Source organism: Propionivibrio dicarboxylicus (assembly GCF_900099695.1).
Lineage (GTDB): Bacteria > Pseudomonadota > Gammaproteobacteria > Burkholderiales > Rhodocyclaceae > Propionivibrio > Propionivibrio dicarboxylicus.
Genome location: NZ_FNCY01000007.1, coordinates 173,945 through 188,629, shown reverse-complemented (window position 1 = coordinate 188,629; position 14,685 = coordinate 173,945). Strand labels below are relative to the sequence as shown.

Below are 14,685 nucleotides of genomic sequence, written 5' to 3'. Positions count from 1 at the left end.
GGTGGTGATTTACTTGCCGTTGCGCACCTTTTCGATTTCGGCGTAGAACTCCTGGACGAATTCCTCGCCGATCTGCTTGGTGTAGTTGTCGATGACCGACTTGGTCTTCTCGCGGAGTTTCTTGATTTCCTCGGGCGGCATGACGTCAACCTGAGCGCCGGCGGCCTTGAGTTTGGCGACGACATCCTTGTTGGCTTCGTCCATCAGGTCGCGATGGAACTTGACGGCTTCGCGGCCGGCGCGCCGCATGGCGTCCTGATCCTGCGGGCTCACCTTGTCCCAGAACTTCTTGTTGGCGACGATGCCGCAGGGCGTATAAACGTGGTTGGTAATGCTGATGTACTTATTGACCTCGTGGAACTTGTTGGTGAAGATCAGGATCAGAGGATTTTCCTCGCCGTCGATCGCCTTGATTTCAAGAGCGGTGAACACTTCCGAGAAGGCCATTGCCTGCGGGTTGGCACCCAGGGCTTTCCAGGTGTCGAGCGCGACCTTGTTCGGCATGACGCGCAGCTTCAGCCCCTCGATGTCGGCGGCGGTCTTGACCGGGCGCTTGCTGTTGGTGAGGTTACGGAATCCGGCTTCGGTCCAGCCCAGGCCGATCAGTCCCGTCGGCGCCATCTTGTCGAAGATCTTCTGGCCCATCCGTCCCCACATGACGGCGTCAACTTCCTTGTGGTTCTGGAAGAGGAAGGGGAAGTCGAAGATGCCGAGTTCGCGGACGTTGCCGGCGATGGCGGCGAATGCGCCGTAGTACATTTCCTGCGTGCCGGCCTGCGTCGCTTGCAGCATCTTGTCGTCGCTGCCGAGCGAGGCGCTCGGGAAGACCTGGATCTTGACACGGTTGTCGGTGTACTTGCCGACGAGTTCGGAGAACTTGTTCATGGCCACGGCTTGCGGATGCTCCGGCGGCATCGAATGTCCGAGCTTGCCGACGACCTGCTGCGCGAATGCCGTGGCGCAGAGGCTCAAACCTGCCGCTGCAACCAGCACTTTACTCATCGTTTTCAGTGAAAACGCCTTCATGTTGATTCCTCCTGTTTGGGCCACTTCTGGGGTGACGATTGGTTGATCAAGGTGCGACAAAGGTGGGTGAGACGGTTTATGTATGCCAATGCCTTCGTTGTTGGCTGCGCATTGTCTGGGGATTACCAGCGATTGACCCAATGGGTCGGAACGCCAGTCGTCAGGATCTCGCAGGCGGCCAGCGCCGCTTTTTCCTGAATCGATCGCACGCTGGCTTCCGAATACCAGCCGGTATGGTCGGTAAGTATGACGTTCGGGAGGCCGCGCAGTGGGCAGTTTTCGCCGATGGGTTCCTGTTCGAGCACGTCCAGCGCGGCGCCGAAAATCTTGTCATCCTTGAGTGCTGCCGCCAGTGCGTCGGTGTCGACCAGCCCTCCGCGCGAGGTGTTGATCAGGCAGGTTCGCTTGTTCATCAGGGCCAGCGTGTCGGCATTGACGAGGTGGCGGGTTTCCGCCGTCGCCGGCGCATGCAGCGAGATAATCTGTGCCTTGCCGCAGATCTCGGCGAAGCTCGCCGGGCGGGCGTGGTACTGGGCAAGGTAGTCGTCGCTGACATAGGGGTCGTAGACAAGCACGTCATCGACGCCGAAGGCGCGCATCCGTGCCAGATAGGCGCGGGCGATCTTGCCGAAACCGACGAGGCCGAGCGTCGATCCGGCGATTCGGTAAATCGGTTCCTGTTGCGCGATATTCCATTTGAGGTTATCGACCTGGCGCGCACGCGAGACGACCCGGCGGACCAGTGCCAGCGTCAGAGCGGCGGCGTGATCGGCGACTTCGACGTCGGCGCCGTAGTCGGGGACGTTGGCGACCGGGATGCCACGTTGCCGGGCGGCGTCGAGATCGATGTTGTCGACGCCGACGCCGTAGCGGACGATGCCGGCACCGGCGGGCAGGGCGGCGATGGCTTCACGGTCGAGCAAGGGCAGGTCGCGGATCATGATGACATCAAGTTCCGGCAGCATGTCCAGGAGCTTGTCGCGCTTGCCCTCCCAGCGCAGAAGTCGCACTTCGGCGCCGATCGACTTCAGGATTCCGGCTTCGACACTGTGGTCCGCATAGCCAGGTTCGGTGATTCCGACGACCGGTGCCGCTTTTCGCAAAGCGCGGCGGTCGAGGGTTTCGGCATTGTTCATTCAATGTTCTCCGACAGAGTGAAAATCCAACGGTTTTGCCTTATCTTTAGATCGATCCAAATTTAAAATTAGATCGATCCAAATTTTTGCGAAAGATTAGGTTTCATTGCTCGCCTTGTCAAGCGGCATTCATTTTTTCACTGGCCATCGCCGTCGTCGCGGCATGGGGAAGTGTCGGCAGGAGGTTCTACGAATGTCTGCTGCGCGAACCGCATTCGTGATCGTTAGTACGGATTCTGCGTATTCAACGTATTCGCTTTGCATGCGATCATGCACGTCAGTTGCGCACGCCTGCGAACCCGCAGGCGTCTCGTATATCATGGGAAGCTGTTGCCCCCTTTGTAACCGGAGCCTTTTGTGACCACGCTCAAGGATGTCGCCCTGATCGCCGGCGTATCGCGCGCCACCGTGTCGCTCGTCTGCCGCGGTAGTCCGCTGGTTGCCGACAAGACGCGGAAAAAGGTCGAAGCGGCGATGCAGGAGGCAGGCTACGTCTATAACCGCAATGCCGCGAACCTGCGTTCGTCGCAGACCAATACCGTCGGCTTGATCATTCCGGATATTTCCAATCCGGTCTATGCAGAATTGCTATCCGGGCTCGAGGAAGTCCTCGATCCGCTCGGCAAGGTCGTATTCGTCGCCGATACCAACGAACTGTTCGAGCGCCAGTCGCATTTTCTTCAGCGCCTGCTGGAAATGCGTGTCGACGGGCTGATCATCAGCACCGTTTCGGGAACGCCGACGTCGGTGCTGGAACCGTATCGGCGCGAGAACATTCCGCTGGTGCAGGTCCTGCGCATGATCGACGGCGCGCCCTTCGATTATGCCGGTATCAATAACCGGCTGGGTGCGCGCCAGGCGGCCGATCACTTGCTGCAACTGGGGCATCGGCAAATTGCCTTTCTCGGCAGCCTGATCTCTCCGTCGGTCAACCGGGAACGCTATATGGGGTTTTGCGATGCAATCGAACGGCGTGGATTCTCGCCGGCATCGATGCCGATGATTACCTGCCGGCATACCTACGGCGCCGCCGCGCAGGCGGCCAAGACCATTCTTGCCGACTCGCGGGAAACGACCGGTCTGGTTTGTTTCAATGACATCATCGCTTTCGGCGCGACGCTGGGGCTTTACGAACTCGGGCTGTCGCCGGGGTATGACGTCTCGGTGGTCGGTTTCGACGATGTCGAGGCGGCGTGCAACTGGCGCCCGCCGCTGACGACGATGTCGATCGGCGCCCGGCAACTCGGCAAGTATGCGGCGACCTTGCTGGCACAGCGCATGGAACAGCCGGACCTGCCGGTTCGGACGCAATTCAGCGAGGCGAAGCTGCAGGTGCGGGAGTCGAGTTTTCCGCCGCGGAAATGAGGTCGTCCGGTCCGACGATGCCGTCGGCTTCGTGGGATAATAGGCGTCCGGTATAAACCCAGTTCAGGAATCCCATGACGTACACAGTTTTTGTCGACGGCCAGGAAGGCACCACCGGTCTGCAGATCAACGAGTATCTGGCCAAGCGCGACGATATCGAGGTCCTCCGGATCGATGCCGACAAACGCAAGGATCTGGCTGAGCGCAAGCGCCTGATCAACGCCTCCCAGGTGACCTTCCTCTGCCTGCCGGACGATGCCGCGCGCGAGGCGGTGGCGCTCGTCGAGAATCCCGCAACCTGCATCATCGATGCGTCGACGGCGCATCGCGTCAATCCCGCCTGGGCGTTCGGCCTGCCTGAACTGGCGGCCGATCAGCGCGACAAGATCCGCGCCAGCAAGCGTATCGCCAATCCCGGATGTCATGCCACCGCCTTCATTCTGGCGATGCGGCCGCTCGTCGCTGCCGGCCTGCTGCCGGCCGACACGCAGATTGCGGCCAATTCGATCACCGGCTACTCGGGCGGCGGCAAGAAGATGATCGAGCATTACCTGAGTCCGCAGCGTATCGACGCGCCGCGCCCGTATGCCCTTGGCCTGACGCACAAACATCTGCCGGAGATGTGCGCGCATACCGGACTCTCGGTCGCGCCGATCTTCCAGCCGATCGTCGGACCGTTCTACAAGGGGTTGGCGGTCACGGCCTATCTGCATCCGCAGCAATTCACACGCAAGGCGACGACCGCCGATATCCGCCAGATCCTTGCCGATTACTACGCCGGCGAGGCCTTCGTCCGTGTTGCGCCGGTCGATCTCGACGCCAATACCGACGGCGGTTTCTTCAACGTCGAAGCCAACAACGATACCAACCGCGTCGATCTCTTCGTTTTTGGCAACGACGAACGCATGCTCGTCGTCGCGCGTCTCGACAACTTGGGCAAGGGCGCGTCAGGTGCTGCCGTGCAGTCGATGAACGTTCATCTCGGTATCGAGGAAAGCCTCGGACTGGTCTGATCCGATACCGCCGGCATCGCGCCGGCGGGCTTGAATGACAATGCCGGAATCAGGCCCTGGGCGGGCCGGTTCCGGCATTCTTGTTGTGCTGTCTCCTGCGCGTCAGGCGAGTGCGGCTTCGATCGCCTTGCCGACGTCGGGTGTGCGGGCCTTGCCGCCGAGGTCGGGCGTGACCGGGCCTTCGACGAGTACCTTCTCGATCGCGGCGACGATGGCGTCATGGGCGGCAACGTGGCGGACATCGCCGTTGCCGAGGAAGTCGAGCATCATCGCGGCTGACCAGATCATGGCGATCGGGTTGGCGATGTTCTGACCATAAATGTCAGGCGCCGATCCGTGCACCGGTTCGAACAGCGAGGGGAAGGTGCGCTCCGGATTCATATTGGCCGAGGGGGCGATGCCGATGGTGCCGGCGCAGGCCGGGCCGAGGTCGGAGAGGATGTCGCCGAACAGGTTCGAGGCGACGACGACGTCGAAACGATCGGGGCTGAGGACGAAGCGGGCGGTCAGGATGTCGATGTGGTACTTGTCCCAGCGCACCTGCGGATAGTGCTTGGCCATCGCTTCGACGCGCTCGTCCCAGTAGGGCATGCTGATCGACATGCCGTTCGACTTGGTCGCCGAGGTCAGGTGTTTCTTCGGACGGCGATTGGCGAGTTCAAAGGCATATTTGAGGATGCGGTCCACGCCCTTGCGGGTGAACACCGATTCCTGCATGACGGTTTCGCGTTCGGTGCCTTCGAACATGCGGCCGCCGACCGACGAGTACTCGCCTTCGGTATTCTCGCGGATGATCATCATGTCGATGTCGCCGACCTTGCGGTTGGCCAGCGGACAGGGCACGCCGGGCATCAGGCGGACCGGACGGAGGTTGACGTACTGGTCGAAGTCGCGGCGGAACTTGAGCAACGATCCCCACAGCGAAACGTGGTCCGGCACTTTCGAGGGCATGCCGACAGCACCGAAGAAGATGGCGTCGAATCCGCGCAGTTGCTCGAACCAGTCGTCCGGCATCATCTTGCCGTGCTTGAGGTAGTAGTCGCAGTGGGCCCAGTCGAATGTCCTGAGTTCGAGCGGAATGTCGAATTTGCGCGCGGCGGCTTCAAGGACGCGCACACCTTCGGGCATGACTTCCTTGCCGATGCCGTCGCCGGCGATGACTGCAATGCGATGGGCTTTCATGCGCTTGTTCTCCGATATTCGTAGTGAAGTGAATGCAGCTTAATGATTTTGTCGGCGTTTATAATCCCGTCATTCGTGAATACACTGGACACGCTTCGTGAATAATAGGCCCTTGCTCGAAGATTTACGTCTGTTTTGCACGGTCGTCCGTTGTGGCGGTTTCGCCGCGTCGGCGCGCGAACTCGGTGTGTCGAACGCGTTGGTGAGCAAGCGCATCGCCGTGCTGGAGGAGACTTTTCGGGTCAAGTTGTTGCATCGGACGACGCGCAAGGTCAGTTTGACCGAGCAGGGCGGGTTGGTGCTGCGTCATGCCCAGCGCATTATCGACGAGGTCGATCGCCTGTCGGAGGAGGTGTCCGACGCGCGCGTCGATCTGCGTGGGCAATTACGCGTGTGCACGAGCACCGGCTTCGGTCGCAACCGGCTGGCGGCCGCGATTTCCGAGTTTGTCGAGCGGCACCCGCTGCTCGAAATCCAGCTGGAGCTGATCGACCGGCCGGTGGATCTCGTCGGCGAGGGATTCCATCTGGATATCCGTGTCGGCGCCGTGAACGATCCGAGCCTGATCGCGCGCAAGGTCGCCGACAATGCCCGCATCATCTGCGCGGCACCGGCCTATCTGGCGCAGTGGGGAACGCCGACGACGCTCGCGGACCTCGCCCGCCATCGTTGCATCGAGATCCGCGAGCGGGACCGGGATTTCGGCTTGTGGCGGCTTTCCGGACCAAACGGCGTCGAAAAAGTACGGGTGCATGGACCGCTATCGGCGAGCAATGGCGAGATCGTGCACCAGTGGGCGATCGACGGCCATGGCATCATCCTGCGCTCGTCGTGGGACGTGACCCGCAGTGTTGCCGAGGGGCGCTTGGTCAGGATCCTCGCCGATTATGCGCAGGAGGCCAATGTCTGGGCCGTCTATCCGGCGCGGCTCTCGTCATCGGCCAAGGTGCGCGTCTTCGTCGAATTCATTGCCGAATGGCTCGAGCGACAGGGCTTGTCGCGCCGATGAGGCGGCGCGTTCTGGCGGCCGGACAGCGGAGCGTGGTGTTCAGCTCAGCCACTGGCGCAGCGCGAAACCGAGCGTCGCGACGGCCAGTGCGGCGAGCAATGCGCCCGAACCGATGGTGCTGTAATAGGTGGCGAGCGGCGAAGGTTTACCGCGCTCGCGCAGTTTGCGGACGCCTTCCTGCAGGGCCGCGCGCTCGATCAGCGTGGCATAGGCGCAGTAGATGGCCGGCCAGATCAGCGCGCCGAGGAGGACTTCCGACGCGTTGCGGGCGCTTGCCGCGATGATGGCGCCGGCGATAATGTGTAAGGGCAGGTTCATTGATGTGGTTTGAGGCGGTTCAGCCGCAGGCGCGAGGATAGCAAATGTTTTCGGTTGGCGATGATTTTCAGTCGGGGGGGCGTTCCCATGTGTTGCGGTCCTGGTGGAAGGCCGGCAGGGCGCTCGGCCTTGTGCTCATTCTTATGCTCGGTCTTGCGGGCTGCGCGCCGACCGGTCCCGGTCTGCGGCCGACGTCGCCGAATTTCGATGCGCGCCGGCCCAATCTGGTTGTCATCCACCACACCAGCGACGATACGATCGACCAGGCGCTGCGGACATTGACGACCCCCGCGCGCAAAGTCAGCGCGCATTACCTGATCGGACGCGACGGCGAGGTCGTGGCGCTGGTCGACGAGAGGGAACGCGCCTGGCATGCCGGCCTGTCGTGGTGGGGCGGTATGCGCGACGTCAATTCATTGTCGATTGGCATCGAACTCGACAACAACGGCGACGAACCCTTTGCCGAGGCGCAGATCGTGTCCTTGCTGGAGGTCCTGGCGGGAATCCAGAACCGTTATCACCTGCCGGCAGCCAATTTCGTCGGCCATGGCGATGTGGCGCCGTCGCGCAAGGTCGATCCGAGCGTCTATTTTCCGTGGAAGCGACTTGCCGAGAACGGCTTCGGCCTGTGGTGCGATCCGCCCTGGACGCCGGCGCCGCAAGGCTTCGATCTCGCCATCGCGCTCGTCGCCTTGGGCTACGATCCGGCTCAGCCCGACGGCGCCCGGCGTGCCTTTCTCCGGCATTTCGCCGGCGACGCGAACGCGCTATCGTCGGACGAGGAAAAGGCGCTCGCCGCCTGCCTGCTCGAACGGAAAATGTCGGGAGAGTAGCTGCGGTGTTGGCCCGGGTGATGTCTTCGGCATCCTCGCGCCGGCATCTGTGGCATGATGCTTCTGTCGTGATGGCAAGCGAATCAAGGAGTGTGCCCCCATGCAAATAGATCCTTCCCAGCATTCCAAGGCCGAAGGCTACAAGCTTCTGACGAATATCGTCGTGCCGCGTCCGATCGCCTGGGTGACGAGCCTTGGACCGGACGATACCGTCAATCTCGCCCCCTTCAGCTTTTTCAACGCGGTCAGCAGCAATCCGCTCTATGTCATGGTCAGCGTTGCCCGCAACGAGGCTGGCGAACTCAAGGACACGGCGAGAAACATCCTCGCCGAGCGTGAATTCGTCGTGAATATGGTGACCGAGGAGGTGTTCGACGCGATGAATATTTCGGCCGCCGATTTTCCGCCCGACAAGAGCGAGGTCGATGCCGCCGGCTTGGCGGTGGCGCCGTCGGTCAAGATCCGGACGCCGCGGGTCGCCGAGGCGCAGGCGAGCCTCGAGTGCCGCTTGCATAGCGAGCAGCGGCTCGGCTCCTATACGATGTTCATCGGCGAGGTCGTCATGTTCCATGTCGCCGATCATCTGGTCGGCCAGCGCCTGCACATCGACGGTTTTTCCCCGATTGGTCGCATGGGCTCGCCGTCGGTGTATTGCCGAACGACCGATCGTTTCGATATTGCGCGCGTGACGTATGCGCAGTGGCAGGCGACGCTGCGCAAGAAGGAGCGTTGAGTGATTTGCCTATTTTTTGGGCAGTGCCGATAAACGCTTTCGGCTCAGGCGACTAGCCCGTGGATCCAGTGTTTGTCCACAGACTTGCCCCGTGCTTTTGTGGAATCAACAAAACCAAACGGGCGGCGCGGCGAGATGCCGGACCGCCCGTTCTTATGCGGGGTGAACTGGCTCAGGCGAGGACGGCCAGCGCAGCGTCGTAGTTCGGTTCCGACTTGATTTCCGGCACGAGTTCGCTGTGCAGGACGACGTTGTTTTCGTCGAGCACGACGACGGCGCGCGCGGCGAGTCCGGCCATCGGACGGTCGGCGATGAGCACGCCGTAGTTCTCAAGGAATTCGGCACCGCGCAGCGTCGACAGCGTCACTACGTTGGCGAGACCTTCGGCGCCGCAGAAGCGGCTCTGGGCGAACGGCAGGTCGGCCGAGATGCAGAGTACGACGGTGTTCTTGAGCTGGCTGGCGCGTTGGTTGAAGGTGCGGACCGAGAGCGCGCAGGTCGGCGTGTCGATGCTCGGGAAGATGTTGAGCACTTTGCGCTGACCGCCGAGGGAAGCGAGAGTGACGTCGGAGAGATCTTTGCCGACAAGGCTGAAGGCCGGGGCGGTCTGGCCCTTGGCGGGGAAGTTGCCGGAGAGTTGAACCGGGGTGCCGGCGCGGGTGACGGTGTTGCCCATGGGAATTCCTTTCGTGGAAAGTGGTCGGAGTTGATCGGGTCGGGATGGCTTCGTTACCATTGCTGCTTTTGCCACTTCGGCAATGCTTCGGGCAAAAAGTTCGACGACGCCCGATTCGCTGATTCCATGACCTTGCCTTTGCCGTATGCCAGGCGCTTTGAAGTGCAGTATGACGGCCTTCTCTACTCAAGAAAGATTCGACGATGACTTCCGCTGTTTCTCCCGCTCCCGTGTTTCTCAAGGATTACCTGCCACCGGCCTGGTGGGTCGATACCGTGTCGCTCGATGTCGATCTGCGCCCGGACGGGACGGTGGTCAGCGCCACCTTGGCCGTCCGGCGCAATCCGGAGGTCGCGCCCGGGCCGCTCTGCCTGAACGGCGCCGAACTCGAGACGCTGTCGCTGGCGATCGACGGGCAGTCCTTGTCGCCGTCGGCGTACACGCTTGGCGACGAGTCGCTGGTCATCACCGCGCCGCCCGAGCGCTTTACGCTCGAAACGAAGGTGCGCATCCAGCCCGACCGGAATACGCAGCTGTCAGGTTTTTATCGTTCAAAGGACGGCTATTTCACCCAGTGCGAGCCGCAGGGGTTCCGTCGCATCACCTGGTTTCCCGATCGGCCGGACGTGATGGCCTGCTACACGGTGACCTTGCACGCCGACAAGGCGAGCTATCCGGTGCTGCTGGCCAATGGCAATCCGGTCGCCCAGGGCGATGAGGCCGACGGACGGCATTTCGCCACCTGGGTCGATCCCTTCCGCAAGCCGAGCTATCTGTTCGCCATGGTCGTCGCCAAGCTCGATGTGCTGCGCGACACCTACCGCACGACCTCCGGGCGCGAGGTCCAGCTTGGCATTTTCGTCGAGCCGGGCAAGCTCGACCAGTGCGGCCACGCCATGGCGGCGCTGAAGAAGTCGATGCGCTGGGACGAGGCGACCTTCGGGCTCGAATGCGATCTCGACCACTACATGATCGTCGCCGTCGGCGACTTCAACATGGGCGCGATGGAGAACAAGGGCCTCAACATTTTCAACACCAAGTATGTGCTGGCGCGCGCCGACGTCGCCACCGACGTCGACTTCGAGAATATCGACCGCGTCGTCGCGCACGAATATTTCCACAACTGGACCGGTAATCGCGTCACCTGCCGCGACTGGTTCCAGCTCTCGCTCAAGGAAGGGCTGACGGTGTTCCGCGACCAGGAATTCGGCGCCGACACGCACAGCCGCCAGACCGCCCGTATCCGCGAGGTGCGCGGCCTGCGCGCCATGCAGTTCCCCGAGGATGCGGGACCGATGGCGCATCCGGTGCGACCTTCGACCTACGTCGAGATCAACAATTTCTATACGGCGACCGTCTATGAAAAGGGCGCCGAGGTCGTGCGCATGATCCACACGCTGATCGGCAAGGACGCGTTCCGCCGCGGCATGGACACCTATTTCGCGCGTCACGACGGCCAGGCGGTGACCTGCGAGGACTTCGTCGCGGCAATGGCCGACGCCAGCGGCGTAGACTTCACGCCGTTCATGACCTGGTACCGGCAGGCCGGTACGCCGAGAGTGAGCGCTCGCGGCAGTTACGACGCGGCGGCGCGCCGCTACACGCTGACGCTGACGCAGGTCTGCCCGCCGACGCCAGGACAGCCCGACAAGGCGCCCTGCCTGATCCCCGTCGCCGTCGGCCTGCTCGGACCGGACGGACGCGATCTCGATCTTGGCGGCGGCCGCACGACGGCGATCCTGCAGTTCTCGACCCACGAGCAAAGCTTCGTCTTCGAGAACATCGACGCGGCGCCGGTGCCCTCGCTGCTGCGCAATTTCTCGGCGCCGGTCGTCCTCGACTTCGATTATCAGGAACGCGAACTCGCGCATCTGCTGGCGCATGACAGCGATCCCTTCAATCGCTGGGAAGCCGGGCAGCGCCTGTTCGGCGACCTGATCCTCGCCAATGCGGCACGGCTTGCGCGCGGCGAGGCTGCCGAGTGTCCGGCCGGCGTGATCGCGGCGGCGCGGACCGTCTTGCTCAGCGACAGCGACCCGGCCTTCATTGCCGAGGCGCTGACGCTGCCCGGTGAAGCGACGCTGGCCGAGCGCATGGCGGTCGTCGATCCCGACGCGCTGCATGCCGCCCGCAACGCGCTGGCGCGAGCGCTGGCCGCCGGGCTCGAAGATGACTTCCTCGCACTCTACGAGCGTCTGGCGCCCGTGGGCGCTTACCAGTTCGACACGGCAGACGCCGGCCGGCGGCGTCTGCGCAACCTCTGCCTCGGCTACCTCAACGAACTCGATCGGGGCGGCTACCGTGCGCAGGCATTGCGCCAGTTCGAGCAGGCGGACAACATGACCGACCAGTTCGCGGCGTTGGCGACGCTTGCCAATGCAGGCGGCGATGAAGGCGACACGGCGCTGGCGGCTTTCTACGCGCGCTGGCAGCACGAGGCGCTGGTCGTCGACAAATGGCTGGCGGTTCAGGCCGGCAGCCGTCGCGACGACACGCTGGCAGGGGTCGAGCGCCTGATGGCGCATGCGGCCTTCGATCTCAAGAACCCCAACAAGGTCTATGCCCTGCTGCGCACCTTCGGCGGCAATCACCGCCATTTCCACGCGGCCGACGGCAGCGGCTACCGTTTTGTCGCGGAGCGCATCGCCGATCTCGATGCGATCAATCCGCAGGTCGCCGCGCGGCTCGCCCGTTGCTTCGACCGCTGGCGTAAGTTCGATACCTCACGTCAGGCACATGCGCGCGCCGCGTTGGCGGCCTTGCATGCGCGTCCGGGGCTGTCGCGCGATGTCTTCGAGGTGGTCGACAAGGCTCTGGTCGAGGTGACCGGCGCCTGAATCTCGGGGTCTGGCTGAGCGCCTATTTCGTCGAAATAGGCGCTTAAGGGCGTAGCGCTTCGTCGATGACGCCCTTGCGCAGGATGAAGTTGCCGTAGGGCTGCAGTTCGCCGGTCACGACGACGGCATAGGCGCGGCGGGCGCGTTCGTAGAAAGCGAAGCGCTCGATCGCCTCGGCATCCTGGCCCGGCCGCAGGTCCGCCGCCAGCGCGGCGAGGACTTCGCGCTGCAAGGCGCTGCGGTAGGGCGCTTCGGTCTGGCCGACTTGCATGTAGGCGACCGGACAATCGACGTCGGCGGCGAGCGGGAAGACCGAGCAGACGGCGGTGATTGCACTCAGCATATCGATGCCGGGCAGGCGCAGCAGCGGCTTGCCGGCGGCGACGTGCATGGCGCTGAAGTTGGCGTCGGTGAGGACGATTGCCTCGTCGTGGCCCATTTCGGCGAGGACCTTGAGCAGCTCCGGCGTGAGCAGCGGATGGATGCCTTTGAGCATGGGGGGGTTCCGGATCAGACGGACTTGCCGTAACGGTTGAGGATGTGCGCGCTGATGTTGTGCGCGAGTTCGGCTTCACCGAGGAAGAAGCGGCCGGCGGTTTCCTGCGCCAGCAGCGTCGCTTCCTCATCATTGGCGCAGCGTACGACGACTTCGATGCCGGGGTTGAGCGTGCGCGCGGTGTCGAGCATGCGGCGCACTTCGAAGGTGTCCGAGACGGCGATGACGACGAGACCGGCGCGGGCGATGTGCGCCTGGATCAGCACGGCCGGGTCGGCGGCATTGCCCGAGACGGCGGCGAAGCCGCGCGCGCGGAGCGCTTCGACGGTTTCGCGGTTCTGCTCGGCGACGACGAAGGGGATGCCCTTGTCGGTCAGCGTCGCGGCGATGCGCCGGCCGACGCGGCCGTAGCCGACGAGGACGACCTGGCCGGAGAGGAATTTCTCGTCGGTGCTCATCGGCAGTTCGGCCAGCGGGTCGTCGCTGCGTTCGAGCTTGCGCGCCAGTGCCGAGCGGGCGCGGATCCACTTGAGGGCGGGGCCGGTCAGCGAGAAGATCATCTGGTTGGCGGTGATCGATAGCAGCGCGCCGGCGAGGATCAGGTTCTGGCCCTCGATCGGCAGGAGCCCGAGGCTGATGCCGAGGCCGGCGAGGATGAACGAGAATTCGCCGATCTGCGCGAGTCCCGCCTGCATCAGCAAGGCGGTGTTGAGCGGGTAGCGGAAGACAATGACGATCAGCGCGGCGGCAAGCGGGTTGATGACGACGATCAGCGCCAGCACAGCGAGCACCTGCAGCGGATGTTCGACCAGGATCGCCGGGTCGAAGAGCATGCCGACCGAAACGAAGAAGAGCACCGAGAAGGCTTCGCGCAGCGGCAGCGATTCTTCGGCGGCGCGGTGGCTGAAGTCGGACTCGCCGAGCACCATGCCGGCGAAGAAGGCACCGAGCGCGAAGGAGACGGAGAACAGGCCCGAGGCGACGTAGGCAATGCTGACGGCGGCGGCGATGACGCTCAGGGTGAAGAGTTCGCGCGAGCCGGTGCGCGCCACGCGCCACAAGAGCTTGGGCACGAAGCGCCGGCCGGCGACGAGCATCAACACGATGAACAAGGCGACCTTGCCGAGCGTCTTGGCCAGCTCCAGCCAGAGCGGCGAGCCGGCGTCATGGCTGACGGCAGTGCCGCCGAGTTGCCCGGCCAGCGGCGGCAGCAGGACAAGCACGAAGACCATGACAAGGTCTTGGACGATGAGCCAGCCGACAGCGATGCGTCCGTTCATCGAATCGAGAACGCCGCGGGCTTCGAGGCTGCGCAACAGGACGACGGTACTGGCGACCGAGAGCGACAGTCCGAAGACCAGCGCACCGCCGAAGGCCCAGCCCCAGGCGATGCCCAGCGCGGTCCCCAGCGTCGCCGCAGCGGCCATTTGCAGCAGGGCGCCGGGCAGGGCGATCTTGCGCACCTGGCGCAAGTCGTCGAGCGAAAAATGCAGGCCGACGCCGAACATCAGCAGCATCACGCCGATCTCGGCGAGTTCGTGGGCGAGCTTGACGTCGGCGAAGACGCCCGGCGTGTGCGGACCGATCACCACGCCAGCCAGCAGATAGCCGACCAAGGCCGGCAGCTTGATGCGCTCGGCGAGGTAGCCGAGGATCAGGCCGAAACCCAGGGCCAGTGCGATGGTGGTGATGAGCGGGGTGCTTTCGTGCATGGTCGGTGCCGGAAAAAAGACGTCGGGATAATCGGAGACTAACAAATTTGACCGGCCTTGTCCGTCCGCGTTCGGCGCCGGACTAAACCCGCGTTGTCGAGGTGGTTGTGTTTTTGTTTGATCTCGTTTCTAATGGGCGCTCGTTGTTTATTTTCGAGCTTTCGATCATGCCCGTTTCCGACTTGCACGCGTCTTCACTGTTTATCGCCTCGGCGATGCCGGTGCTCGCGCTCGTCGTTTCGGTCGCTGCCCTATCCGTAGTACGCCTCGTCAGCGTAGTACGCCTGGTACGCATCGCACCGGAGAGGGCAAGAAGACAGCAAGGCCGATAAGCCGCAGAATTCTAAAA

Annotated in this window: 13 protein-coding genes; 6 read left to right on the top strand and 7 right to left on the bottom strand. The window is 63.2% G+C overall.

The window, feature by feature from the left end; translation table 11 throughout:
- Nucleotides 1-9: 9 nt before the first annotated feature.
- Nucleotides 10-1,026, bottom strand: coding sequence for a TRAP transporter substrate-binding protein (locus BLR25_RS10430; protein ID WP_091937311.1), 1,017 nt, complete (start codon nt 1,024-1,026; stop codon nt 10-12).
- A gap of 122 nt (nt 1,027-1,148) precedes the next feature.
- The gene (locus tag BLR25_RS10425) at nt 1,149-2,162 is read right to left on the bottom strand and encodes a C-terminal binding protein (protein WP_091937309.1); all 1,014 of its coding nucleotides are present in this window, start codon (nt 2,160-2,162) and stop codon (nt 1,149-1,151) included.
- A gap of 357 nt (nt 2,163-2,519) precedes the next feature.
- On the opposite strand from BLR25_RS10425, the gene BLR25_RS10420 reads away from it, so the two are divergent.
- The gene (locus BLR25_RS10420) at nt 2,520-3,527 is read left to right on the top strand and encodes a LacI family DNA-binding transcriptional regulator (RefSeq protein WP_091937307.1); all 1,008 of its coding nucleotides are present in this window, start codon (nt 2,520-2,522) and stop codon (nt 3,525-3,527) included.
- A 74-nt stretch (nt 3,528-3,601) separates the two neighbouring features.
- Nucleotides 3,602-4,540, top strand: a complete 939-nt coding sequence (gene argC, locus BLR25_RS10415) for an N-acetyl-gamma-glutamyl-phosphate reductase (RefSeq protein WP_091937305.1) — start codon at nt 3,602-3,604, stop codon at nt 4,538-4,540.
- A 102-nt stretch (nt 4,541-4,642) separates the two neighbouring features.
- On the opposite strand, the gene BLR25_RS10410 is transcribed toward argC, so the two are convergent.
- The gene (locus BLR25_RS10410; protein ID WP_091937303.1) at nt 4,643-5,722 is read right to left on the bottom strand and encodes a tartrate dehydrogenase; all 1,080 of its coding nucleotides are present in this window, start codon (nt 5,720-5,722) and stop codon (nt 4,643-4,645) included.
- A 97-nt stretch (nt 5,723-5,819) separates the two neighbouring features.
- Between BLR25_RS10410 and BLR25_RS10405 the strand changes: the two genes are divergently transcribed.
- Entirely contained in the window at nt 5,820-6,731 is a 912-nt protein-coding gene (locus BLR25_RS10405) for a LysR family transcriptional regulator (protein WP_091937300.1), read from the top strand.
- A 39-nt stretch (nt 6,732-6,770) separates the two neighbouring features.
- Here the strand turns inward: BLR25_RS10405 and BLR25_RS10400 are convergent, their stop codons facing one another.
- Nucleotides 6,771-7,049: a hypothetical protein gene (locus BLR25_RS10400; protein WP_091937297.1), complete on the bottom strand. Its 279-nt coding sequence runs from the start codon at nt 7,047-7,049 to the stop codon at nt 6,771-6,773.
- Nucleotides 7,050-7,093: 44 nt separating this feature from the next.
- On the opposite strand from BLR25_RS10400, the gene BLR25_RS10395 reads away from it, so the two are divergent.
- Nucleotides 7,094-7,882: an N-acetylmuramoyl-L-alanine amidase gene (locus tag BLR25_RS10395; protein WP_091937295.1), complete on the top strand. Its 789-nt coding sequence runs from the start codon at nt 7,094-7,096 to the stop codon at nt 7,880-7,882.
- A gap of 100 nt (nt 7,883-7,982) precedes the next feature.
- Complete coding sequence (locus tag BLR25_RS10390; RefSeq protein ID WP_091937293.1) at nt 7,983-8,615, top strand: flavin reductase family protein; 633 nt, start codon at nt 7,983-7,985, stop codon at nt 8,613-8,615.
- 172 nt (nt 8,616-8,787) lie between these two features.
- On the opposite strand, the gene tpx is transcribed toward BLR25_RS10390, so the two are convergent.
- On the bottom strand, nt 8,788-9,291 hold the full coding sequence (tpx, locus tag BLR25_RS10385; protein WP_091937291.1) for a thiol peroxidase: 504 nt from the start codon (nt 9,289-9,291) through the stop codon (nt 8,788-8,790).
- Between the two features lie 203 nt (nt 9,292-9,494).
- Here tpx and pepN point away from each other — a divergent pair, with 203 nt between their 5' ends.
- A complete protein-coding gene (gene pepN / locus BLR25_RS10380; protein WP_091937289.1) occupies nt 9,495-12,128 on the top strand; it encodes an aminopeptidase N in 2,634 nt (877 codons plus the stop codon).
- Between the two features lie 43 nt (nt 12,129-12,171).
- On the opposite strand, the gene BLR25_RS10375 is transcribed toward pepN, so the two are convergent.
- Together BLR25_RS10375 and BLR25_RS10370 are read right to left on the bottom strand one after the other, a co-directional pair.
- Entirely contained in the window at nt 12,172-12,624 is a 453-nt protein-coding gene (locus BLR25_RS10375) for an RbsD/FucU family protein (RefSeq protein ID WP_091937287.1), read from the bottom strand.
- 14 nt (nt 12,625-12,638) lie between these two features.
- Nucleotides 12,639-14,336 carry a cation:proton antiporter domain-containing protein gene (locus BLR25_RS10370; RefSeq protein WP_091937286.1) on the bottom strand — a complete coding sequence of 566 codons (1,698 nt, stop codon included), beginning with the start codon at nt 14,334-14,336 and terminating at the stop codon, nt 12,639-12,641.
- Nucleotides 14,337-14,685: the final 349 nt, after the last annotated feature.